Raw genomic sequence first — 22,933 nt, 5'->3', positions numbered from 1 at the left:
GGCGCACATGCGGGTGAACACGCACGTCAGGGCGCCGACGCTCTGTCCACAGGCGGTGGGCGACGAGGGCGCACAGGGTGAAAACAACACCCGTGCAACACAACACCTAGTGGTGTCTTGCAGTGTCAGACCCCAGGTGTAGTGTCTACGCAGACGGTTCGCCCCCATGCTCTGCGGAGGGCTCGAGCCGGTCACAGACGCACGGAACGAGCCCTCGGGGAGAAGTCGCGATGACGATCACGGTCTACAGCAAGCCGGCCTGCGTGCAGTGCACCGCGACCTACCGTGCGCTCGACAAGGTCGGCCACGACTACACGGTCGTCGACATCTCGCAGGACGCGGACGCCCGCGACTACGTGATGTCGCTCGGCCACCTCCAGGCCCCCGTCGTGGTCGTCGACGGCGAGCACTGGTCGGGCTACCGCCCGGACCGCATCAAGGCGCTCGCCGAGAAGCTGGCGACGCAGGTCGCCTGACCCGGTCGCTCGGGGCCCCGGTCGGGCCCCGGACGACCGCACGGACGCCCCGGGCCGGTGCCGGTCCCGCACCGCACCGGCCCGGCGGGCTCCGCACAGATCGCACCTCGGACGGCGGAAGGAGCGTGCGATGACCTCGCTCGTGTACTTCTCCTCGGCGTCGGGCAACACCCACCGCTTCGTGGAGAAGCTCGGCCTGCCGGCCGTGCGGATCCCGCTGCGGCCCACCGAGCCGTTCCTGCACGTGCACGACCCGTACGTGCTGGTCCTGCCGACGTACGGCGGGGGCAACGAGGGCGGGGCGGTGCCCCGCCAGGTCATCAAGTTCCTCAACGACGAGGGCAACCGTGGCCTGATCCGTGGCGTGATCGCCGCGGGCAACACCAACTTCAGCGAGGCGTACTGCATCGCGGGCGACATCGTGGCGGCCAAGTGCCGGGTGCCGCTCCTGTACCGCTTCGAGCTCATGGGAACCAACGAGGACGTCACGCGCGTGCGCGACGGATTGGGGCAGTTTTGGCAGCGACGGTCGCAGATACCCGCGTAGAGATGACGGGGCTGGACTACCACGCCCTGAACGCGATGCTCAACCTGTACGACGCGGACGGGAAGATCCAGTTCGACGCCGACCGCGAGGCGGCGCGGCAGTACTTCCTGCAGCACGTCAACCAGAACACGGTCTTCTTCCACGACCTGGACGAGAAGCTCGAGTACCTCGTCGAGAACAAGTACTACGACCCGGCGGTGCTCGCGCAGTACGACCGCGAGTTCATCAAGTCGCTGTTCCAGTACGCGTACTCGAAGAAGTTCCGCTTCCAGACCTTCCTCGGCGCGTTCAAGTACTACACGTCGTACACGCTCAAGACGTTCGACGGCAAGCGCTACCTCGAGCGCTTCGAGGACCGCGTGTGCATGGTCGCGCTCGCGCTGGCCGAGGGCGACCAGGACTTCGCGATGAGCCTCGTCGACGAGATCGTCTCCGGGCGGTTCCAGCCGGCGACCCCCACGTTCCTCAACCTCGGCAAGGCGCAGCGCGGCGAGCCCGTGTCCTGCTTCCTGCTGCGCATCGAGGACAACATGGAGTCCATCGCGCGCGGCATCAACTCCGCCCTGCAGCTGTCCAAGCGCGGCGGCGGCGTGGCCCTGCTGCTGTCGAACATCCGCGAGCACGGCGCGCCGATCAAGCACATCGAGAACCAGAGCTCGGGCGTCATCCCCGTCATGAAGCTCCTCGAGGACTCGTTCAGCTACGCCAACCAGCTCGGGGCACGCCAGGGCGCCGGCGCGGTGTACCTGCACGCGCACCACCCGGACATCTACCGCTTCCTCGACACCAAGCGCGAGAACGCGGACGAGAAGATCCGGATCAAGACCCTCTCGCTCGGCGTCGTCATCCCGGACATCACGTTCGACCTGGCGAAGAAGAACGAGCCCATGTACCTCTTCTCGCCGTACGACGTCGAGCGCGTCTACGGCGTGCCGTTCGCCGACGTGAACGTGACCGAGAAGTACTACGAGATGGTCGACGACGCGCGCATCCGCAAGACCAAGATCAACGCGCGCGAGTTCTTCCAGACCCTCGCCGAGATCCAGTTCGAGTCCGGCTACCCGTACGTGATGTTCGAGGACACGGTCAACCGTGCCAACCCCATCAAGGGCAAGATCACGCACTCGAACCTGTGCTCGGAGATCCTGCAGGTCTCCACGCCGTCGACCTTCAACGAGGACCTGTCCTACGACGAGGTCGGCCGGGACATCTCCTGCAACCTGGGCTCGATGAACATCGCGCTGTCGATGGACTCCCCGGACCTGGGCCGCACGGTCGAGACGGCGATCCGCGCGCTCACCGCGGTGTCGGACCAGACGAGCATCGAGTCGGTGCCGTCGATCAAGCGGGCCAACGCCGGCGGGCACGCGATCGGCCTCGGGCAGATGAACCTGCACGGGTACCTGGCGCGCGAGCGGATCCACTACGGCTCCGACGAGGGCCTGGACTTCACGAACATCTACTTCTACACGGTCGCCTACCACGCGATCCGTGCCTCGAACCTGCTCGCGCAGGAGCGCCAGGCGAAGTTCTTCGGGTTCGAGGACTCGAAGTACGCGACCGGCGAGTACTTCACCAAGTACGTCGAGAAGGAGTGGAAGCCCCGCACCGAGCGCGTGCGCGAGCTGTTCGCCGCCGCGGGCGTGCACGTCCCCACGCAGGACGACTGGCGCGAGCTCGCGGCCCTGGTCGCCGAGCACGGGCTGTACAACCAGAACCTGCAGGCGGTCCCGCCGACCGGCTCGATCTCGTACATCAACCACTCGACGAGCTCGATCCACCCGATCGCGTCGAAGATCGAGATCCGCAAGGAGGGCAAGATCGGGCGCGTCTACTACCCGGCGCCCTTCATGACGAACGACAACCTGGAGTACTACCAGGACGCGTACGAGATCGGCTTCGAGAAGATCGTCGACACGTACGCCGAGGCGACGCAGCACGTCGACCAGGGCCTGTCGCTCACGCTCTTCTTCAAGGACACGGCCACGACCCGTGACCTGAACCGCGCGCAGATCTACGCGTGGAAGAAGGGCATCAAGACCATCTACTACATCCGCCTGCGGCAGATGGCGCTCGAGGGCACCGAGGTCGAGGGCTGCGTCAGCTGCATGCTGTGACGCTCTGACCTGCGCGAACGCCCCCGACGAGACTGAGGAACGAACGACATGATGAGCCCCACGGGCAAGCTGAAGCTGGTCGACCGCGTGTCGGCGATCAACTGGAACCGCCTGCAGGACGAGAAGGACCTCGAGGTCTGGGACCGCCTGGTCGGCAACTTCTGGCTGCCGGAGAAGGTGCCGGTCTCCAACGACATCCAGTCCTGGGCGACCCTCACGGACGCCGAGAAGATGATGACGAGCCGCGTCTTCACCGGCCTGACGCTGCTGGACACCATCCAGGGCACGGTCGGCGCGGTCAGCCTCATCCCCGACGCGCTGACCCCGCACGAGGAGGCCGTCTACACGAACATCGCGTTCATGGAGTCGGTGCACGCCAAGTCGTACTCCTCGATCTTCTCGACGCTCATGTCGACCAAGGAGATCGACGAGGCGTTCCGCTGGTCGGAGGAGAACCCGAACCTGCAGCGCAAGGCCGAGATCGTCCTGAACTACTACCGGGGCGACGAGCCGCTCAAGCGCAAGGTCGCCTCGACGATGCTCGAGTCGTTCCTGTTCTACTCGGGCTTCTACGCGCCCATGTACTGGGCGTCGCGGGCCAAGCTCACCAACACGGCCGACCTGATCCGCCTGATCATCCGTGACGAGGCGGTGCACGGGTACTACATCGGCTACAAGTTCCAGAAGGGCCTCGAGCGCGTCAGCGAGGCCGAGCGGGCCGAGCTCAAGGACTACACGTTCGAGCTGCTCTTCGAGCTGTACGACAACGAGGTGGAGTACACGCAGGACCTCTACGACGAGCTCGGCCTCACCGAGGACGTCAAGAAGTTCCTGCGCTACAACGCCAACAAGGCCCTCATGAACCTGGGCTACGAGGCGCTGTTCCCCCGCGACGAGACGGACGTCAACCCGGCGATCCTCTCGGCGCTGAGCCCCAACGCCGACGAGAACCACGACTTCTTCTCCGGCTCGGGCTCGTCGTACGTCATCGGCAAGGCCGTCAACACCGAGGACGACGACTGGGACTTCTGAGCCCGGCGTGCTGCCGACGCGGCCCTCGTGACCGGCTGGTCACGAGGGCCGCGGCGCGTCCGGTCAGAAGGTGCTCCACCCCGCCACCGGCCTTCGCGTGCCGTCCCGAGTGCCGACGGCGCCGCTCGCGCCGTGCGCGGCCGGCTCGTCACCAGGGCGACGCGCGCCACCGCGGCACGTGGGCGTCGAGCCACCGCTCGAACCGGTCCGGGTGGCGCAGGATCACGTCCGTGTCCCACCACGGCCCGCGGACGTACGCCGGCGTGACGACCGAGACCGTGCCGACGATGTCGTCGCCGGCGTGCAGCACGAGCGTCGGGTCGGCGGTCGTCGTCCAGGACGCGCCGTCCTGCTCGTCGGCCGGCACGAGGCAGGCGCGCAGCTCGGTGAGGGCGCCGGGGTCGTCGATCCGTGCCAGCAGGTCGTCGGGGTCGCGACGGCGGCGCTTCACGCCCGGGTCGTACGACGGGCCCCGGACCACCAGCAGCCGCGTCATCGAGTGCACGGCGTACTCGACGTCCAGAGGGTCGGCGTCCACGCCACGACGATAGCGACGGCCCGCACCCGGCCATCCGCAACGTGCGCGGGCCGAGCCCCAGCTCACCTGTGTGCCCCCGCCGAGCACGCTCGCCAGTCCGCGGTGTAGACGCGCGTCTACACCGCGACTACCGTGACTTCATGGCCACCGTCGGGACGCGCGAGCTCAAGCAGAACCCGCACGCCGTCGTGCGGCAGGTTCTCGAGACGGGCGAGGCGGTCGTGGTGACGACGCACGGGCACCCCACCGGAGTCGCGCTGGTGCCGACCCATGCTGGGCCGCGGCGGTGGGTCCGGGGGGCGGACCTGGCCCGGGTAGTCCCGATCGACGACGGCGCGGTGTCGCGGTTCCACGACGACCTCGCGTCCGTGGACCAGGACGACGAGCCCGCCGACCCGTGGGCGCCGCGCGCGTGATCCTCCTCGACACGAACGTGCTGGTCGACGTCCACCTGTACGCGCTCGACCCCGACGAGGAGTACACCGCGAGCATCCTGTCGCGTGCCGAGCTGGAGTTCGGCGTCCGCGCCGCCCGCAGCGCCGAGGACACCGCCGTCCGCACCCGGCGGCTCAACCAGCTCGACGATCTGTTCGACTGGCTACCGTTCGACGTGGAGTGCACGCGCTCGTACGGCATCGTCGCCTCGACGGCACGGGCGTCCGGCGCGAAGGTGCGCGGCAAGGACGCACTGATCGCCGCGCAGGCGCACCGGCACGGTGCAGCGGTCCTCACGGCGAACCTCGACGACTTCCGGCCCTTCGAGCACCTCGTCAGGATCGCGGCACCGACTCGTCGGTGACCCGGTCGCGCCGCTCAGGAGACGCGGCTCCACCGGAACGTGGTCGCCGTGGTGCAGGTGCGCTGCTCCAGGGCTGCGCCGTCGGCGGTCGAGCCGCCGACCACGCCCACGCACCGGCCGCTGGCGCGGTTGACCAGCTGGTCGTAGCCGTCGCCGGTGGACCGCCACGAGAACTGCTGGTTGGTGCGGCCGTGGCAGGTGTACTGGATGAGGCGGGCACCGTCGGCGGTGGACGCGCCGGTGACGTCGAGGCACTTGCCGCTGTGCGCGGATCGTAGGGAGAGGTACCCGCCGCCCGCGTCGACGACCTGCCAGCGCTGCCACGGCTGACCGTTGCTCGCCCACTGGCCCACCACGGCCAGGTCCTCACGGTTGGGCGCCTGGACGTCCATGACCTTGCCGCTCGCGCGGTTGACGATCCGCACCTCGCCGGACGGCGGCACCGTCGGGGTCGGCGTGGGGGTGGGCGTCGTGCCGCCGGTGCGCGTGAACTGCCAGCTGCCGACGTTGAACAGCTCGCCGCTGCCGCCCGCGAACCGCAGGACCAGGTCGCGGGTGCCGCTCGCGCCGCTGACCGGGCACGTCACCGTGGTCCACGCCTGCCAGCCGCCGGTGCCGGGCACGGTGCAGGTGCCGACGACCGGCCCGGTCGCGCTGTCGAGCCGTACCTCGATGCGTCCGCCGGCGCCCGCCGACGCGACGCGTGCGCTGAACGACGCCGCCCCGGCGCCGAACGCGACGCCCTTGACGCGCACCCAGTCGCCGTTGCCGACGAAGGCGAGGGCGAGGCCGCCCTCGGTGGCGCGCTCCGTCTCGACGCCGCTCGCCCAGGCCGTGGTCTCGGCCTGCTGCGTGACGTACGGGTCGAGGGGTTCGACCTGCGGGGGGCCCGCCGTCGTCATGGTGATCTGCGGGATGGACCCGTCGGCGCCGTACGTGAACTGCTCGACGGCCACGGACCGCGTGAACCCGCCCCCGCCCGGCAGGGCACCGTTGTGGTAGAAGAAGTACGACCGTCCCCGGTAGTCGACGACGCCCGGGTGGTTGGTGAAGCTGCTGCCCTGCCGGGGCATCACGGTGCCGCGGTACGTCCACGGGCCGGTGGGCCCGGGGGACGTCGAGTACCCGATGAACTCGCTGCAGCACTCCGCGGCGAACACGTTGTAGTAGGTGCCGTTGCGCTTGTACACCCACGGCCCCTCCTCGTAGAGGGTGGGCCGCTGCGCGGCGTTGCCGGGGCGCGTGCCGAACCCCGCCGTGGTCAGCGGGATCCGGGTGGGGCTGCCGGAGTACGACACCATGTCGCGGTTGAGCCGGACGTACCAGAGGTTCGGGTTGCCCCAGTAGAGGTACGCCTGGCCGTCGTCGTCGATCATCACGCTCGGGTCGATCTCGCCGTTGCCGACGAGCGGGCGCCCGATGGCGTCACGGAACGGCCCGGTGGGGCTGTCCGAGACGCCGACGCCGATGACCATGCCGCCGCCGCGCTGCTTGACGGGCACGTAGAAGAAGAACTTCCCGTCGCGCTCCACGACCTGCCCGGCCCACGCGTCGGCCTCCGCCCACGCGAACGTCGTCAGCCCCATGGGGGAGCCGTGGTCGGTCCAGTTCGCCATGTCGGTGGTCGAGAAGACCCGCCAGTCCTTCATGGTGAAGTACGTCGAGCCGTCCTCGTCGTGGCTCGTGTAGACGTACAGGCGGCCGTCGTGCACGAGCGGCGCCGGGTCGGCCGTGTAGACGGTCTGGACGATCGGGTTGTCCGCGGCGGCCGGCGCCGTGAGCGCGACGGGCAGGAGCAGCGCGGCCGCGACGAGCGCGGCGACCCGCCTGCCGCGCCTCACCGCCGGCTCCACACCTGGTTGGCGGCGCCGGTGCAGGTCCACAGGAGCACGCCGGTGCCGTTCGCGGTGAGGTTGCGGTCGACGTCGAGGCACAGCCCGGACGCCACGCCGCGGATGGTGCCGTTCGGCTGTGCGGTCCACTGCTGGTTGGTGCCGCCGTGGCAGTCGTACAGCTGCACGGCCGTGCCGGCGGTGGCCCCGGCCGGGGCGTCGAGGCAGCGTCCGAGCACGCGCAGGGTCGCGCCGTCGGCGGTCCACCGCTGGTTGGTGCCGCCGTTGCAGTCCCAGATCACGGGGCGCGTGCCGTTGGCCGTGGCACCGTTGGGCGCGTCGAGGCAGCGGCCGGACGCGGCGCTGACCAGCGTCGTCGTCGAGCCCGTCGGCGGCGGGGTGGTGGTGCCGGGCGTGACGCGGTACAGCGCGACGCCGTGCGCGGGCACGGTGGCCGTGATCCGGTCCGACGTCTGGCCGGTCGCCCCGGTCCACAGCTCGCGGTACGTCGCCGTGCCGGCGCCCAGCCCGGCCTCCGCGAGGGTCGCGGAGATGCTGCGGCTGCTGCCGCCGCGGTTGAGCAGCGCGACGGCTACGGAGCCGTCGGCCAGCGGCTTGGACCAGACCTCGGCGTCGCCGTCGTCGCGCACACGGTCGGCCTGGCGGACCAGCGGGTCCTGGTCGATCGCGAGCACGTCACGGTTGGTCAGCACGGCGCGCACGTCGGCGCTCATGCTGCGGATGTCGTTGCCGGCGATCAGCGGCGCGGAGAGCATCGCCCACATGCTCATGTGCGCGCGGTTCTCGGTGGGGGTGAGGGTGTTGCGCACGCCGACCATGAGCATGTCCGGGTCGTTGTACTGGCCCGGCCGCGTCCACTCCCGCATCGGCTCGATGATGTCGAGGGCCTCGGTGATGCCGACGAAGCACCAGTGGTCGGACGGCGGGCAGCCCGTGGACCACGCGTCCTTGAGGTCCTCCGAGGTGCGCCACATGTCCGCGAACGCGCCCCAGCCGGAGTAGGTCGGCGCGGTGTTGGTGTGCGCGCTGTTGGGGTTGATGGAGTAGACGATCGGCCGGCCGGTGGTCTTGAGGGCGTCGCCGAACTTCTTGAACAGCGCCGCCTGCTCGGTGACGGTGCCGCGGGGGTCGCACCAGTCGTGCTTGACGTAGTCGACGCCCCACGAGGCGAACAGCTGCGCGTCGCGCGTCTCGTACCCGTTGGACGACGTGCCGGGCCGGTTGCCGAAGTACTGGTCGCAGGTCTTCTCGCGCGGCGCGTGGTAGATCCCGAACTTGAGGCCCTTGCTGTGGATGTAGTCGCCGAGGGCCTTCATGCCCGACGGGAAGCGGGACGTGTTCGCCCGCAGGTTGCCGTTCGCGTCGCGGGTGTCCTGCATCCAGCAGTCGTCGACGACGACGTACTGGTAGCCCGCGGCGGCCATCCCCGAGCTGACCATGGCGTCGGCGGTCTGCCGGACCATCTGCTCGTTGATGTTGCAGTAGAAGGTGTTCCAGCTGTTCCAGCCGAGGGGCGGCAGGGGAGCGGGCTCCTCGACGGTGGGTGTCGCGGCCGCGGCCGGTGCGGCGGGTGCGGCGAGGCCCGCGGCGGGGGCGACGAGCAGTGCCAGGGCGAGCGCGAGGACGCGCAGCCGGGGGCGGGGACGGGTGCGGGACACGGAGGTCTCCTCGGCGGACGCGGCCCGCGGGCGGGCCTGGACGACCCGGCGGACGTCGGTGTCGCGTCGGGGCGTCACGGCAGGGCCGGTGCCCGTGGCGTCGTCGCCCCGGGCGCGGTGCTGCGAGCACCTGCCGTGAACGTTCACATCACTGTCGAGCGTAGGGCCGCCCGGCACCGGGTCCAGCGGTGAAACGGTTCGAGACCCGCGGCCCCGGCGCCTGTGGGCCGCACGCACGACGGGCCCGGCAGCAGCTGCCGGGCCCGTCGCACGTGCGTGTCGTTCGTCGTCAGCCCTCGACGACGAACGTGGTGACGCTCTGCGCCGGCAGCGTCGCGGAGAACGCACCGCCGGAGACGGCGATCCCGGTGCGCGGCGCGAGGTTGCGCGTCGCGTCGGTCGTGTACGACGAGACCTTCGAGGCGGTCGCGCCCTTCACCGACAGCGGCTGGGTGACGCTCGCGTTGTTCTGGTTCACCACGACGACGGCGATCTTCCCGTCGGTGTTGCGGTACGCCGAGACGTACACGCCCTGGCGCGGCTCCGACTCGGCCTCGAGGCGCACGGCACCGGGCCGGACGTACTTCGAGAACGCCGCCATCGCGTACCCGCGCTTGCTCAGCGTGCCGTCCTCCTGCATCGGGCCGTAGCCGCGGCGGATGTACCACCAGACGTACGCCTGGAACTCGGCGTCCGCCATCGCGTGGTGGATGTGCCGGGCCACCGACAGCGACTCCGGCCACGCGTTGCCCGAGGTCATGGTCGAGTTCGGGTAGTACACCTCGGTCATCCACAGGTCCTTGCCCGCGCCCTTCTCCTGGAAGAGCGGGTACGGGAAGTCCGCGTACGACGTGCCGTAGAGGTGGGCCCCGAGGATGTCCATGTTCGCGAGGGCCTTCGGGTCCTCGAGGATCGGGTCGGACACCGACTTGGTGTACTGGAACGACTCGGGAGCGATCACGCGGGTGGTGATGCTGCCGGCGTGGTCACGCATGAACGTCTGGATCTCCGTGGGGGTCCACGCCGTCCACTCGTGGGCGTAGTCGGGCTCGTTCTGCACCGAGATGGCGTACAGGTCGACCCCGTTGCTCTTCATGAACGCCACGAAGTCGTTGAGGTGCTTCGCGTAGTCGGCGTACTTGTCGTGCCGCAGCCGCTTGCCCGTGGACTCGACCCAGCCGGTCACGCGCACGCTGTCGACGTTCGGGCCCTCGGTGCCCGTGGTCTCCAGCCGCACCGTGTTGCCGCCGACGCGCATCGGCACCTGCACCTGCACGCTGCCCCAGCTCGACCAGCCGCCCGTCGGGTTGAACGTGACACCCGTCAGCGCGCGCGTCCCGTTGACGTAGACGTCGAGCTTGCGGGCCGTGGTGCTGCCCAGCGCGTAGCGGATCGCGAGGTTCTTGGTCCCCGCGGTCGCGATGCTCACGTTGTCGAGCTGCATGCTGGCACCGCTCGACGCGCTGAAGTCGACGAACCCGCTGCCGGTGTACCCGGTGTGCTCCGACTTCACGGCCGCGCTGCGCAGCGTCGAGCCCGTCTCGGCCTGGTAGAGCGTGCCGGCGCCCTGGGGTGCGCCGACCGTGGCGGTCTCGGTCATCGACGCGGGCGGGTTCCACGGCGACGCGAAGACGATCGCGCCCCGGTCGATCGCGGCCTTGGCCGTGGCGACCTCGCGGCTCCACTGCGAGCGGTCGTCGCTGACCCAGATCCGCAGCACCGACATGCCGATCTGGTCCGTGCCGTTGCCGAACGCGGTGGTGCGCTGGGAGGCCGTGAGGTCGCCGATCCACAGCGGGTGGTTCATGCCGCCGAACCCGCGGATCGTCTGGTGCTTCGTGCCGGCGTCGACCACCACGGCGGGGCTGGTGACGGCGGTGACGCCGGGCGCCGCGCCGACCGACGTCGCGGCCAGCGGGACCGCCAGGGAGGCGGCGAGGAGGGCGCCGAGGAACGCCCTGCGGCGCACCCCGTGCGGACGGGTGGGACGGGTCATGGTCGTGCTCCTTCGTGGGCCGGGGGCCGGCCGAGGTCCCGGGCGGGACCCCGACCGGCCTCGGGCGCGGGTCGTGGTGTGCTGGAGGTCAGTGGCGCGGGCCGGCGGACCGGCGGCCGGCGAAGGCTCCGCGGCTGCGGGCCCACAGCAGGGCGCCGGTGCCGAGGGCCAGGACGAGCGCGGCCAGGGCGACGACCGTGAGGGTCGTCCGCGTCGACGACCCCGTGGCCGCGAGGACCTCGGAGCGGTCGTCGGCGGTCACGTCGGCCGTGGCGGACGCCGTCGGCGAGGGGGTCGGCGTGGCCGCGGCCGTGGCCTCGGCGGTCGCGACCGTCGTGGGCTCGGGCTCGACCTCCTCCTCGGCCACGGGCTCCGGGTCGGCGGGTGCCGGCGCGGGTGCGGGCGCGGGCTCCGACGGGGCCTGCGGCGCGCCCACGGAGATCGGCGCGCCGATGATCGCGTCGAGGTCCAGGCCCGGGTCGGCCGACGTCGCGCCGGTCACGCACGGGGTGGACGTGTCCGGGCCGCCCGTGCCCCACTGCGTCACGCCCGAGCCGGTGCCCGTCTCGCTGCACGACATGGCCTGGCCCCACGGGTTGCCCGCGGAGTTGGCGACGAACACGGTGTCCTTCGCGGTGAACCCCTTGCCGAAGAACGCACCGCCGTGCCCGGCGGCCGTGTTCTCGGCGTACAGCATGTCGGTGCTGGCGTGGCCGTCGCCGAAGATCGCGCCGCCGTAGCCGCCCGAGGAGTTGCGGGCCACCGTCGAGCGGCGGAAGTCGCACGTGGCGTAGCAGTCCACGTAGAACGCGCCGCCGTTGCCGCCGGACTCGTTGCCCACCGCACGGCTGTCGGTCACGGTGATCGACCCGGGCGTCGTGGAGTCCTTGCCCGTGCTCAGCCGCGCGGCACCGCCGATGCCCTGGCTGTTGCGCCCGTTGGGCAGCGCCTCGTTGCCCTCGAAGACGGTCTTCTCGATGACGATCCGGTCCGGCGCGTACGTCCACAGGTACGCGCCGCCGCCGCTGCCGTGCCCGGTGTTGTTCTTGACGACCGCGCCGCAGATGCGCACGTCACCGCCCTGGCCGATGTCGGCGGCGCCGTCGGTGGCGATCGCCCCGCCGTCGCCGAGCCCGCCCTTCGTGGTCGTGTAGTTGCCCTCGAAGTCGGAGTTCACGATCGTCAGCGGCGACAGCAGCGTGTACACCGCACCGCCCAGCCACGACCAGTTCTCCCGGAACTCGCTGCCGACGATGACGGTCGAGCCCTGCACCCCGCCGTACACCGCGCCGCCGCCGTGGCCGGCGCTGTTGCCGACGAACGTGCTGCCGATGACCTCGATGTGCGAGCGGAACATGCCCGCGATCGCCCCGCCCGCGCCCTCGGAGCGCTCGAAGCTCTGCTTCGCGGCACCCCCGACGAACGTCAGGTTGCGGAACGAGGACGTCGTCCGGTCCGCGGCCTGCATGATGCGGACCTTCCCGCCGCCGTCCAGCGTGACCTTCCCGCCGCCGTCGATCACGGCGTCCTTCGTCACGACGATCGTCGAGGTCACGTCGATGGTCACGGGGTCGTCCCCGCAGTCGAACTCGATGCGGCCGCCACGGCCGGCGGCCGCGCGCAGCGTCTGCTCCGTGCAGGACGCGGCGGTGCCGTCGCCCACGGTGGTCAGGGCCTGCGGGACGGGCAGCGGGGTCGGTGCCTCGCACAGCTCGGCGGCGCTCGCGGTGGTCGCGGTCCCCATGAGCGTCAGCACGAGCACGAGCCCGGCGAGGATCCCCCGGCGGGGGGTCGATGTGGTCACGGCGTCTCCAGGTCGTCGTCGGTGTGCGGCGCAGCGGCGAGGTCCAGGACCTCGCTGCTGCGCCGTTCCCCCCCACGAGAGGAGACGCGTGCCGGCGACCGGGCGTAACGGATATCCCGGACGGACCGTGCGGCGGGGCGGCGGTCCGGGCGTGCCGCGCCGGGGTCAGCGGTCGGCGTGGGCGTCGAGGAACGCGAAGACCTCGGACTCGTCGACGCCCGGGAACGTGCCGCTGGGCAGCGGTGCGAGCACGTGCGCGTGCACGGCGGCGCTCGGCCACGCGTGCGGCGCCCACCGGCCGGCGAGCGCGGGGTCGGGGCGGCGGCAGCACGCCGGGTCGGGGCACGTGGAGCGGGTGCGCACGCGGGTCTCGCGGCCGCGGAACCACGTCGACGACGCGTACGGCACCCCGATGCTGATGGAGAACCCGCCCGCCGCGGTGGTCCCGGTCTGCGTCGAGGCCCAGTAGGTGCCCGCGGGCGTGTCGACGTACTGGTGGTACTCGGTGGTGCGGTCGCGGCGCGTGAACGCCATCCGTGCCGGCCACTGCCGGCACACGACCTGCCCCTCGATCGCCCCCGTGCCGTCCGTGGGCAGCGGCATGCCGTCGTTCTCGTACCCCTTGTACAGGGCGCCGTCGTCGCCGACGCGCATGAGGTGCAGGGGCACGCCCAGGTGCGACGTGAGCAGGTTGGCCATGCGCTGCGCCGCGGTCTCGTGCGTGACGCCGAACGCGTCGCGGAAGTCCTCGACGGCGAGGTTCTTGGCCTTCTTGGCCTCGGTGAGGTGCGCGACGGCCGCGTGCCGGGGCACCAGGCAGGCGGACGAGAAGTACGCGATCTCGATGCGCTGGCGTAGGAAGTCGCCGTAGCTGCGGGGCCGTTCGTGCCCGAGCACGCGGTGCGCGAGGGCCTGCAGCGCCAGCGCGCGCAGGCCGTGCCCGCCGGGGATCGACGCCGGCGGCAGGTAGATCCTCCCGTTCGCGAGGTCGGTGACGGTGCGCGTGGAGTGCGGCAGGTCGTCGACGTGGATGAGCGTGAAGCCCAGGTGCTGGGCCATGAGCGCGACGGAGCGGTGCGTGAGCGCGCCCGAGACGTACCCGCCGTGGCGCAGCATCTCCTCGGCGGCGTCCTCGACGTCCGGCAGGTGGTTGTCGCGCTCGCGCATCCACAGGCGCAGCGCGGTCATGGCCCGGCGCGCCTCCTCCGGGGTGGCCAGGGCGGCGTCGTCGCGGCGGGTCAGCTCGGCGTGCAGGCCGACCAGCGCCTCGAGCGCCTCGGTCGGCAGCGACCGGGTCACGCGGACGGTCGGCAGTCCCGTCGCGGCGTACAGCGTGGAGCGCTGCGCCCGGTCGAGGGCGATCTCCAGCGCCGCCCGCCGCGACGGCGGGGTGGGCTGCAGCAGGTCGCCGACGTCGGTGCCCAGCGTCTGCGCGATCGCGCGCAGCAGCGACAGGCGGGGCTCGCGGTGCCCGTTCTCGACGAGGGACAGCTGGCTGGCGGTGGCGCCGACGGCCGCGCCGAGCTGGTCCAGCGTCATGCCGCGCTGCGTGCGGCGGTGCCGGACCCGTCGTCCGAGCGTGAGGAGGTCCGCCGTCGCGGACGGCGTCGGGTCCGGGTGGCGGTCCGGCTCGGGGACGGCGATGGCCGGGTGGTGCGCGTCGTTGCCCACGCCTGTGACGGTAGCGAAAGTTCCGCGGATCTTGCAGCCCCTGCGGCCACCACGTCGGGCCGTCCGTGGCGCACGGTGGACGGACCGGCGGCCCGCTCGTGGCCCCGTGACGAGGAGGGCACGATGACTGCGGTGGAGCCGCTGACGAGACCGACGCCGCTCACGGGACCGGCGACGCCCGCAGCACCGGCGGGCCGGCCGCCGACCGCGCACGCCCGGCTGCGCGCCTGGGTGGCGGAGACGGCCGCGCTGACCCGACCCGACGCGGTGGTCTGGTGCGACGGGTCGACGCAGGAGTACGACCGGCTGTGCGACCTGCTCGTCGCGCAGGGCACGTTCGTGCGCCTGGACGCCCGGCGCCGGCCGCGCAGCTTCCTCGCCCGCTCGACCCCCGACGACGTCGCCCGCGTCGAGAGCCGCACGTTCATCTGCTCCGAGCGGGCGCGCGACGCCGGTCCGACCAACAACTGGCGGGCGCCGGCGCAGATGCGCGCCGAGCTGGAGGCCGTGTTCGACGGGTCGATGCGCGGCCGCACGCTGTACGTGGTGCCGTTCGCGATGGGGCCGGTGGGCTCGCCGCTCGCGCAGTACGGGGTCGAGCTGACCGACTCGCCGTACGTCGTCGTCAGCATGCACCTGATGACGCGGGTGGGGACGGCCGTGCTCGAGCACCTGGGCACGGACGGCGCGTTCGTGCCCGCGGTGCACAGCGTGGGCATGCCGCTCGTCGACGACGCCGGCGAGCCGGTCGCGGACGTGCCGTGGCCGTGCAGCCGCACCAAGTACGTGGCGCACTTCCCGCAGACCCGGGAGATCTGGTCGTTCGGCTCCGGGTACGGCGGCAACGCGCTGCTGGGCAAGAAGTGCTTCGCGCTGCGGATCGCGTCCGTCATGGGCCGGGACGAGGGCTGGCTCGCCGAGCACATGCTGCTGCTGCGGCTCACGTCCCCGCAGGGCCGGGCGTTCCACGTCGCCGCCGCGTTCCCGTCGGCCTGCGGCAAGACGAACCTCGCGATGATCACCCCCACGCTGCCGGGCTGGACGGCGCAGACGATCGGCGACGACATCGCGTGGATGCGCCCCGACGCGGACGGGCGGCTGCGGGCGATCAACCCCGAGGCCGGCTTCTTCGGGGTCGCTCCCGGCACCGGGCCGCGGACCAACCCGGCCGCGGTGGAGATGGTCGCGAGCGACACGATCTTCACCAACGTCGCCCTGACGGACGACGGCGACGTCTGGTGGGAGGGCCTGACGCCCGAGCCGCCCGCGCACCTCGTCGACTGGCAGGGGCAGGACTGGACCCCCGACGCGGGGCGGCCCGCCGCGCACCCGAACTCCCGGTTCACGGTCCGCGCCGGGCGCTGCCCGACCATCGCTCCCGACTGGGACGACCCGGCGGGGGTGCCGGTCGACGCGGTCCTGCTCGGCGGGCGCCGCGCCTCGACCGTGCCGCTCGTGGTGCAGGCGCGCGACTGGGCGCACGGCGTGCTGCTCGGCGCGACGATCGCGTCGGAGCAGACCGCCGCGGCCGAGGGCACCGTGGGCGAGCTGCGGCGCGACCCCTTCGCGATGCTGCCCTTCACGGGGTACCACGCGGCCGACCACTGGGCGCACTGGCTGGCGGTCGGCGAGCGTCTCGGCGCGGGGGCGCCCGCGGTGTTCTGCGTCAACTGGTTCCGCACCGACGCCGACGGTCGCTACCTGTGGCCGGGGTTCGGGGACAACGCGCGGGTGCTCGCGTGGGCGCTGGGCCGCGTGGCGGGCACCGCGCCGGCCGTGGACTCGCCGATCGGGCTGCTGCCCGCGCCGGGGTCGCTCGACCTGACGGGCACGGACGTCACCGCCGACGACCTCGCGGCCCTCCTGGCCGTCGACGTCGACGCGTGGCTGACCGAGACCGACCTTGTGCGGGAGTGGTTCGCGGGATTCGGCGACGCCGTCCCGCCGCAGGTCCTGGACGCCCTCGGGGAGGTGCGGCGTCGGCTCGTAGGGGACGGGTAAGCCAGTCCTGCCTTGCTGGCGTGATCCACGTCACGCCCTTACCGTCGAACGGGTAGGCGCCGCCCGACGCCCCGCACATCGTCCCGGAGGTTCCTCATGAGCACCCTCGCAGAGCTCCCCGCCGTCGCCGAGTGCTCGGTGGCCGGCTGCTCGTACAACGACCACTCCAGCTGCCACGCGGCGGCCGTCACCATCGGCGGCGCCGGCGACGCGCAGTGCGCCACGTTCATCCCGCTGGGCGTCAAGGGCGGCCTCGACCGCGTCGTCTCCCACGTCGGCGCCTGCCAGCGCCAGGACTGCTCGCACAACGCGCACCTCGAGTGCGGCGCGCCGTCCGTGCGCATCGGCGCCGGCCACGACATCGCCGACTGCCTGACCTTCACGGCCCGCTCCGCCTGACCCCGTCCGCCCTGACCCCGTCCGCCCCGACGCCCTGCGGCCCCTGGTCGCGGGGCGTCGGCGCGCACGGAGCGCGCAGCGCCCTCCGGGGAGCGTGGGTCGGTGCAGGTCAGGACGCGTCGCGCTGCGGCGGGAGCGGCTCGTCGTCCGGCCGGCTCGCCACCTGCACCAGCGTGCGCACCAGCCGCGCGGACCGGGTCACCAGCTCACGCTCGCCCGGCATCAGGCCCGGGTCGACCGCACGCAGCGCCGCGGCGTCGTCCAGCGCCGCCAGCGCGTCGGTCTCGGTGACCGCGAGGAAGGCCGCCAGCAGCGCCCGCGCCGCCTGGGAGTACTCGCCGTCGGAGTCGACCGCGACCTCGCCGATGAGCAGCGCCGTGGACGACACGTCCAGCTCCGGCGCGCCGGCGCGGGCCTTGGCCCAGTCCACGAGCGCCGGGCCCTTGGTCTCGGTGAGGATCACGTTGCCCGGGTGCAGGTCGAGGTGCACCACAGCGGTCCCGCCCAGGTGCGGCCAGTCGGGGTCGGGCGGCGTGCGCCACGACTCCGGGGCGTCGATGCGGTGCAGCGCCCGGTGCAGGTCGTCCAGCACGCGCGCGGCCTCGTGCAGCGTGATCTCGCCCGCCCCGAGCGCCTGCAGCAGCGTCGGACCGTGCAGGCGCTCCAGGACCGCGTCCGGCCCGCCCAGGTGCCGCGCGGCCGGCGCGGGGAAGCCGTGCGCGACGACGTGCTGGAGCAGCTCGACCTCCGGGCCGGCGTCACGCCCGCCGCGGTAGCGGCGCAGCACCCGGTCCTCGTCGATCGCGAAGACGTCGGCCGAGGAGCCGGACGCCAGCAGCGGGCCAGGGGCCTCGGCGGGCGCTGCCGAGCCCTGCGGCGCCAGGTCGGCGGGGGGCATGGGGTCGACGGTAGCCCCGGCCGGCCGATCTGTCGCGCCGTGCCCCGGCCGTCGTCGGGCCCGCGCGGTGCCGGGTGCGCGGGGGTGGAGCCGGCACCGCGCGGAGGTCAGCTGCCGGTGCTCGGGCGCGGCACGCCCGTCCACGGCTCGGGCCGCGACAGCCGGTCCAGGCGCAGCACGGCCTCGGCGTGCGTCGCGGGCAGGGGCTCCACCCACAGGCGCACGGGCTGGCGGGTGGCGCTGCGCACGTCGACGTCGGAGCAGCGGCGGGCGATCTGGGCGCGCAGGTCCGCCAGGCGCCCGTCCACGTCGCTGCCGACGGACGTCAGGACGACGAACACCCCGCCGCCGAGCGTCGCCATGGGGTGCCCGGTGCCGAACGTGTCGCGCAGCGCCGCGCCGACGACCGCCGACCGCGCCGCCCGCACCAGACCCGTCACGGGCCCGGCGGCGACGTCGACGACCGCGAGGCCGTGCAGCATGGCCGCGTCCAGGTCGTCCTCCTCGGCCCGCAGGTACGCCTCCGCGAGGCGCACGCCCAGGTACTGGCGGGTCGGCAGCCCCGTCTCCGGGTCCACGCACGAGCCCGTCGTCACGAGCGCCGCCTGCGCGTCCGACCAGCCCTCGCCCAGCGCGCGCACCGCGTCCATCGGCGGCGTCGGGCGTCCCGTCGACCGGTAGAGGCAGACGAGGTCGTCGAGGGCCTCGCCGAGCCCCACGCCGTACTCGCCGCGCGCCTGGCCGAGCTCCCACGCCGGACCCGTCGGGTCGGCGTCGTCGAGGACGGCGAGCGCGAGCGCGTCGACGGCGGGGTGGTACCAGTCGGAGGGGCGGCGCCAGACGCTGGCGACGCTCTCCTCGCGCCAGCGCTCGCGCAGCCCGTCGGGGAACGCACGCCCGTCCTTGCCGGTGTTGGTCGTCACGTGGGATGAGAGTGGCCGAACCCGGGGGCATGACGCCACTTCCGTGAACTTTCACCCGCAGCGCAGGTGAGGGGGCGTCACAGCGCGTTGACGTGGCGTGTCGTCACCCGGTGACCTGATGGCGGCGGCACGCGGGCAGCCGCATGGTGGAGGGGCGGTTCATCCGTTCGGTCCGGTATGGCAGGCTGACTCGGACCAGGTGCAGGCTGACGGGACGACGCGGCGTGGTGCAGACCAGAGGAGTCGACGGCGTCATCGAGGATGACGCCGCCCTGCTGCATGCCACGCGCGAGGGTGACGCCGAGGCCTACGGCCGGCTGTACGAGCGGCACGCCGGTGCGGCGCTCGTCGTGGCCCGCCAGTACGTCGACTCCGCGGCCGACGCCGAGGACGTCGTGCACGAGGCCTTCGCGAACGTGCACCGGGCGCTGCTGGGCGGCGGGGGCCCCGAGGTCGCCTTCCGCGCCTACCTGTTCACCGCCGTGCGCCGCACCGCCACGGTCCACCGGACGGCGGGCCGCCGCGCGGAGCCCACCGACGACCTCGCGACCCTCGAGGCCGGTGCCGGCGCGGTCGAGGCCGCCGAGGAGCCGGCCCTCGAGACGTTCGAGCGCGGGATCGTCGCGCGGGCGTTCCGGTCGCTGCCCGAGCGGTGGCAGGCCGTGCTGTGGCACTCCGAGGTCGAGGGGCTCACGCCGGCGCAGATCGGCCCGATCCTCGGCCTGTCGGCCAACAGCACCGCGGCGCTCGCGTACCGCGCCCGGGAGGGACTGCGGCAGGCGTACCTCCAGCACCACCTCCAGGACCCGCTCGACGAGGGCTGCCGGGCCGTCTCCGGGCGGCTCGGTGCGCACGTGCGCGGCGGGCTCGGGGCGCGGGACACCGCGCAGGTCGAGGCCCACCTCGACGGCTGCGGCGAGTGCCGTGCGCTCGTGCTGGAGCTCGGCGACGTCAACCACGGCATGCGGGCGGTCGTCGCGCCCCTCGTGCTCGGGCTCGCCGGTCTGGGTGCGCTCGCGCACGAGCTGCCCGTGGGCGGCGGGCTGGCCGCGGGCGCCGCGAGCCTCGGTGCCGGCGGCCAGGGTGCCGCCGGAGGTGGCGCGGGTGCGTCCGGCGGGGCGGGCGGCGGTGCCGCCGCGGGCACGGCCGCCGCACCCGCGGGCGCCGGTGCGGCCGGAGGCGCCGCGGGCCTGGCGGTCGCCGGCTCGGCCGGTACGACCGCGGGCGGGCTCGGCGCGCTCCTCGCCGGCATGAGCGGCACGGCCGTCGCTGTCGCCGCCGGTGCGGTCGCGGTCGTCGCCGCCGCGGTCGTCGCGGCCGTGAACCTCCTCGGCGGCGACCCGGGGCCGGTCGCGGCGACGCCCACGGTCGAGGTCTCCGGCAGCACCGCCGCCGCGACGCTCGCGCCCACCCCCGCCGGGACGCCCTCGTCGACGCCCTCCGCGACCCCCACGCCGACGCCGACGCCGACCGCGATCCCCGACGAGCCCGCGGACGAGGGCACCGGCGCCCCTGTCGTCGACGTCGGGCCCGCGCCCACCCCGACGCCCGAGCCGACCGTCGACCCGACGCCGGACCCCGAGCCCCCCACGCCCCCGGCGCTCCCCGAGCTGACCGTCGTGGCGCCCGACGCGGGGATCGCGCTCTCGGCCGGCACCGAGCAGGACCTCGTCGTCTCGATCGCCAACACCGGCGGCGGCGTCGCGCTCGACCTGACCGCCGAGGTCGACCTGCCCGACGGCGTGACGTTCGTCGACGTCACCACCGGGTTCCGGGTGGTCGGCACCTTCGCGCCGCCCGTCGTGCCCGGCTGGGTGTGCCTCCAGAGCGGGGCGTCCGCCTCCGCGCGCTGCAGCCTCGACGAGCTGCCCGCGCGGACCACGACGCAGCTGGTGCTGCGCGTCTCCATCGACGAGGGGTACGCGCAGGAGCAGAGCGGGGCTCTGTCGGTGCGGGTGCGCGGTGCCGGGCTGCAGACCGCGCCGTGGGCCCTGCCCGTGCACGTCGAGCGGACGGGCCCGCGGCTGGTGCTCGTCGACGCGGACCGCACGGTCGACCTGGTGGCGGGGCACCCCCGTGCGATGAGCGTCGAGGTCCGCAACGCAGGCGGCACGAGCACCGGCGCCGGGTCGGCGACCCGTGGTGCCGGCGTGGACCTCGCGCTGCCGGCCGGGGCGGACGCCGTCGCCACGTCGCGCGGCTGGTCGTGCGCGCGGACGTCGGAGACCGGGGCGACCTGCTGGCACGCGGACGGTCTGGCGCCCGGAGCCCGCAGCACGCTGACGCTCGACGTCAGCGGCGACGACGAGGCCACCGCTGGCGCGGGCACGTTCGGCGTCGAGCTCCGCCCGGCGCGTGGCGTCCCGTCACGGTTCGGCGTGCAGTACACCGTCGCGCGTCCTGCCGCCGTGGTCGTCACGGCCCCGGGCGACGCACGGCTCGCTGCCGGGGTCCTGACCGAGATCCCCGTGCAGGTCACCAACGACGGTGACCTGGCGGCGCGCGACGTCGAGGTGCGGGTCGAGCCGCCGGCCGGGTTCACGTGGGCCGGTGCCGTGGGCGCCCCCGCGGGCTGGGCCTGCTCGGCGGCGGAGGGGGCCGAACCGGTCACCTGCACCGTGCCGACGCTCGACCCCGGCCCTGAGCCGGTGACGCTCACGCTCCCGGCCACCGTGCCGACCGCCACCGGCCCCGCCCTCGGGGAGCTGTGGGTGCGGGCGACGGCGTCGCACGCGCGCGGGCACGAGCACCTCGGCCCGTCGCAGGCGTCGACGACGCTCACCGCGGCGCTGCCGAGCCTGACGGTCGAGGACCTCACGGTGCTGTCCGTGCAGGGCTCGCGGGACGCGACCGTCGCGTTCGCCGTCACGGCGCCGGCCGCGCGGGGCGGCACCGACCCCCGGCCCGTCGTGACCGGGGCGACCGCCCAGGTCACGCTGCCGGCCGGGGTGCGCCTCGACCCGTACCCGGACAGCCCGGTCGTCGGCGGGTGCGCCGCCACGCAGGACCCGCGGACGGTCCGCTGCGACCTGGGTGACCTCGTCGTCGGCGACGACGGGGCCAAGGCCGTCGCGGGTGCGTCGTTCGCGGTCGAGGCGGGCGGGGCGCTCAGCGGGACGGTCCGCGTGACCGCGTCCGCACCCGGCGCGCCCGACGCCACCGCGACCGCGGCGGTGCGGTTCGGGTCCGCCGGGCTGCTGCCCGTCTTCGCCGGCCAGGGCGACCTCGAGGTCACCGAGATCGGTGCCCCGCTGCTGACGTGCCGGCAGCGGTCGACCGCGCCGTGCGCGGCGGTGCGCGACGGCTCGCAGGACAACAACGCCCTCGAGATGGTCGCGCTCGACGAGCTCGCGCCGTCGACGGCCGGCGTGCCCGGGCCCCGTGCGTCCGTGCCGGTCTCCTCGGGTGCCACGCTCGTCGTCCCGAAGGGTCGCGACGTCGTGTGGGCGCGCCTGTACTGGTCGGCCGTGCGCGCGCCCGGCGACACCTGGTCGACCTCGACCGGCACGGCACGGCTGCGCACCCCGGACGGGGAGTGGTCGGACGTGGAGGCGCGCGAGCGCACCACGACGGTGCGGGACAAGGACGGACGCGAGTACTACCAGTCGGCGGCCGACGTGACCGAGCTCGTGCGCGGCGGGGGTGGTGGCGAGTGGGGCGTCGCGGACGTCGCCGTCGCCGCGACCCGCACCGACGAGGTGCCCACCTACTACGGGGGCTGGGCGCTCGTCGTCGTGCACGGCACGCTGGCCGAGCCGGCCGACGGTGCGCCGGCCGCGTCGTCGGCCGTGACCGTCTACGACGGCGGCACGTGGGTCGGCAGCGGCGCCGCGACCGCGCCCGAGTTCTCGTTCGTCGCCGAACCCGGCTCGCAGGCCCGGGTCGGCGTCGTCGCCTGGGAGGGTGACCGCGGCGGGTCGGGCGACCGCGCGACCCTCGGCAGCACAACCCTGGTGCCGCAGCGCTGGGGCGGGACGGGCTTCGTCGGGGGCGGGTCGGCGCAGAACGCCTTCGACTCGACCGCGACCGGCTCGCGGTACCTGCACTCCCTCGGCGTCGACGCCAAGGGCTTCCAGCCGGCCGCGCTCTCGGCCACCGGGGTCAGCACCCTGCGCCTGACCACGACGAGCGACCAGTACCTCGTCGGGGCCGTCACGCTGCGCACCGTCCCGCGCGACGGCACCACGGTGCCGGACCCGTAGCAGACCCGGCCGCAGCGCC

At 73.4% G+C, this 22,933-nt stretch carries 17 protein-coding genes; 9 read left to right on the top strand and 8 right to left on the bottom strand.

The window, feature by feature from the left end; genetic code table 11:
• Window positions 1-230: 230 nt before the first annotated feature.
• The 4 genes from nrdH (at window position 231) to nrdF (ending at window position 4,172) form a co-directional block, all read left to right on the top strand.
• Window positions 231-476, top strand: coding sequence for a glutaredoxin-like protein NrdH (gene nrdH, locus BKA21_RS08720; RefSeq protein WP_140457852.1), 246 nt, complete (start codon window positions 231-233; stop codon window positions 474-476).
• A 130-nt stretch (window positions 477-606) separates the two neighbouring features.
• Window positions 607-1,023 carry a class Ib ribonucleoside-diphosphate reductase assembly flavoprotein NrdI gene (gene nrdI, locus BKA21_RS08715; RefSeq protein ID WP_140457851.1) on the top strand — a complete coding sequence of 139 codons (417 nt, stop codon included), beginning with the start codon at window positions 607-609 and terminating at the stop codon, window positions 1,021-1,023.
• 2 nt (window positions 1,024-1,025) lie between these two features.
• The gene (nrdE, locus tag BKA21_RS08710) at window positions 1,026-3,140 is read left to right on the top strand and encodes a class 1b ribonucleoside-diphosphate reductase subunit alpha (RefSeq protein WP_140457850.1); all 2,115 of its coding nucleotides are present in this window, start codon (window positions 1,026-1,028) and stop codon (window positions 3,138-3,140) included.
• 51 nt (window positions 3,141-3,191) lie between these two features.
• Window positions 3,192-4,172 carry a class 1b ribonucleoside-diphosphate reductase subunit beta gene (gene nrdF, locus BKA21_RS08705; RefSeq protein ID WP_140458417.1) on the top strand — a complete coding sequence of 327 codons (981 nt, stop codon included), beginning with the start codon at window positions 3,192-3,194 and terminating at the stop codon, window positions 4,170-4,172.
• Between the two features lie 148 nt (window positions 4,173-4,320).
• On the opposite strand, the gene BKA21_RS08700 is transcribed toward nrdF, so the two are convergent.
• The gene (locus BKA21_RS08700) at window positions 4,321-4,710 is read right to left on the bottom strand and encodes a hypothetical protein (RefSeq protein ID WP_140457849.1); all 390 of its coding nucleotides are present in this window, start codon (window positions 4,708-4,710) and stop codon (window positions 4,321-4,323) included.
• A 140-nt stretch (window positions 4,711-4,850) separates the two neighbouring features.
• On the opposite strand from BKA21_RS08700, the gene BKA21_RS08695 reads away from it, so the two are divergent.
• Both BKA21_RS08695 and BKA21_RS08690 read left to right on the top strand, forming a co-directional pair.
• Entirely contained in the window at window positions 4,851-5,126 is a 276-nt protein-coding gene (locus tag BKA21_RS08695; RefSeq protein ID WP_140457848.1) for a type II toxin-antitoxin system Phd/YefM family antitoxin, read from the top strand.
• Complete coding sequence (locus BKA21_RS08690; protein ID WP_239073022.1) at window positions 5,108-5,509, top strand: PIN domain-containing protein; 402 nt, start codon at window positions 5,108-5,110, stop codon at window positions 5,507-5,509. Before BKA21_RS08695 ends, BKA21_RS08690 begins: the two co-directional genes overlap by 19 nt.
• A 14-nt stretch (window positions 5,510-5,523) precedes the next feature.
• Here the strand turns inward: BKA21_RS08690 and BKA21_RS08685 are convergent, their stop codons facing one another.
• The 5 genes from BKA21_RS08685 to BKA21_RS08665 form a co-directional block, all read right to left on the bottom strand.
• Window positions 5,524-7,350 carry a family 43 glycosylhydrolase gene (locus tag BKA21_RS08685; RefSeq protein WP_140457847.1) on the bottom strand — a complete coding sequence of 609 codons (1,827 nt, stop codon included), beginning with the start codon at window positions 7,348-7,350 and terminating at the stop codon, window positions 5,524-5,526.
• Window positions 7,347-9,020 carry a glycoside hydrolase family 27 protein gene (locus tag BKA21_RS08680; RefSeq protein WP_140458415.1) on the bottom strand — a complete coding sequence of 558 codons (1,674 nt, stop codon included), beginning with the start codon at window positions 9,018-9,020 and terminating at the stop codon, window positions 7,347-7,349. Before BKA21_RS08680 ends, BKA21_RS08685 begins: the two co-directional genes overlap by 4 nt.
• Before the next feature lie 289 nt (window positions 9,021-9,309).
• Window positions 9,310-11,016 (bottom strand): carbohydrate-binding protein, encoded by a 1,707-nt coding sequence (locus BKA21_RS19960; RefSeq protein WP_275406428.1) that lies wholly within the window; start codon window positions 11,014-11,016, stop codon window positions 9,310-9,312.
• 88 nt (window positions 11,017-11,104) lie between these two features.
• Window positions 11,105-12,820, bottom strand: a complete 1,716-nt coding sequence (locus BKA21_RS08670; protein WP_140457846.1) for a hypothetical protein — start codon at window positions 12,818-12,820, stop codon at window positions 11,105-11,107.
• 165 nt (window positions 12,821-12,985) lie between these two features.
• Window positions 12,986-14,464: an XRE family transcriptional regulator gene (locus BKA21_RS08665; protein WP_239073024.1), complete on the bottom strand. Its 1,479-nt coding sequence runs from the start codon at window positions 14,462-14,464 to the stop codon at window positions 12,986-12,988.
• A 150-nt stretch (window positions 14,465-14,614) separates the two neighbouring features.
• On the opposite strand from BKA21_RS08665, the gene BKA21_RS08660 reads away from it, so the two are divergent.
• On the top strand, window positions 14,615-16,492 hold the full coding sequence (locus BKA21_RS08660) for a phosphoenolpyruvate carboxykinase (GTP) (protein ID WP_140457845.1): 1,878 nt from the start codon (window positions 14,615-14,617) through the stop codon (window positions 16,490-16,492).
• A gap of 96 nt (window positions 16,493-16,588) precedes the next feature.
• Window positions 16,589-16,891 carry a DUF1540 domain-containing protein gene (locus BKA21_RS08655; protein ID WP_140457844.1) on the top strand — a complete coding sequence of 101 codons (303 nt, stop codon included), beginning with the start codon at window positions 16,589-16,591 and terminating at the stop codon, window positions 16,889-16,891.
• Between the two features lie 109 nt (window positions 16,892-17,000).
• Here BKA21_RS08655 and BKA21_RS08650 read toward each other — a convergent pair whose 3' ends face one another.
• Both BKA21_RS08650 and BKA21_RS08645 read right to left on the bottom strand, forming a co-directional pair.
• Window positions 17,001-17,789: a phosphotransferase family protein gene (locus BKA21_RS08650; RefSeq protein ID WP_140457843.1), complete on the bottom strand. Its 789-nt coding sequence runs from the start codon at window positions 17,787-17,789 to the stop codon at window positions 17,001-17,003.
• A 107-nt stretch (window positions 17,790-17,896) separates the two neighbouring features.
• A complete protein-coding gene (locus BKA21_RS08645) occupies window positions 17,897-18,712 on the bottom strand; it encodes a hypothetical protein (RefSeq protein WP_140457842.1) in 816 nt (271 codons plus the stop codon).
• Window positions 18,713-18,939: 227 nt separating this feature from the next.
• Between BKA21_RS08645 and BKA21_RS08640 the strand changes: the two genes are divergently transcribed.
• On the top strand, window positions 18,940-22,914 hold the full coding sequence (locus BKA21_RS08640; protein ID WP_179625342.1) for a sigma-70 family RNA polymerase sigma factor: 3,975 nt from the start codon (window positions 18,940-18,942) through the stop codon (window positions 22,912-22,914).
• Window positions 22,915-22,933: the final 19 nt, after the last annotated feature.

This window comes from Cellulomonas oligotrophica (assembly GCF_013409875.1).
Taxonomy (GTDB): domain Bacteria; phylum Actinomycetota; class Actinomycetes; order Actinomycetales; family Cellulomonadaceae; genus Cellulomonas; species Cellulomonas oligotrophica.
This window is presented reverse-complemented; position numbering and strand designations above follow the sequence as displayed.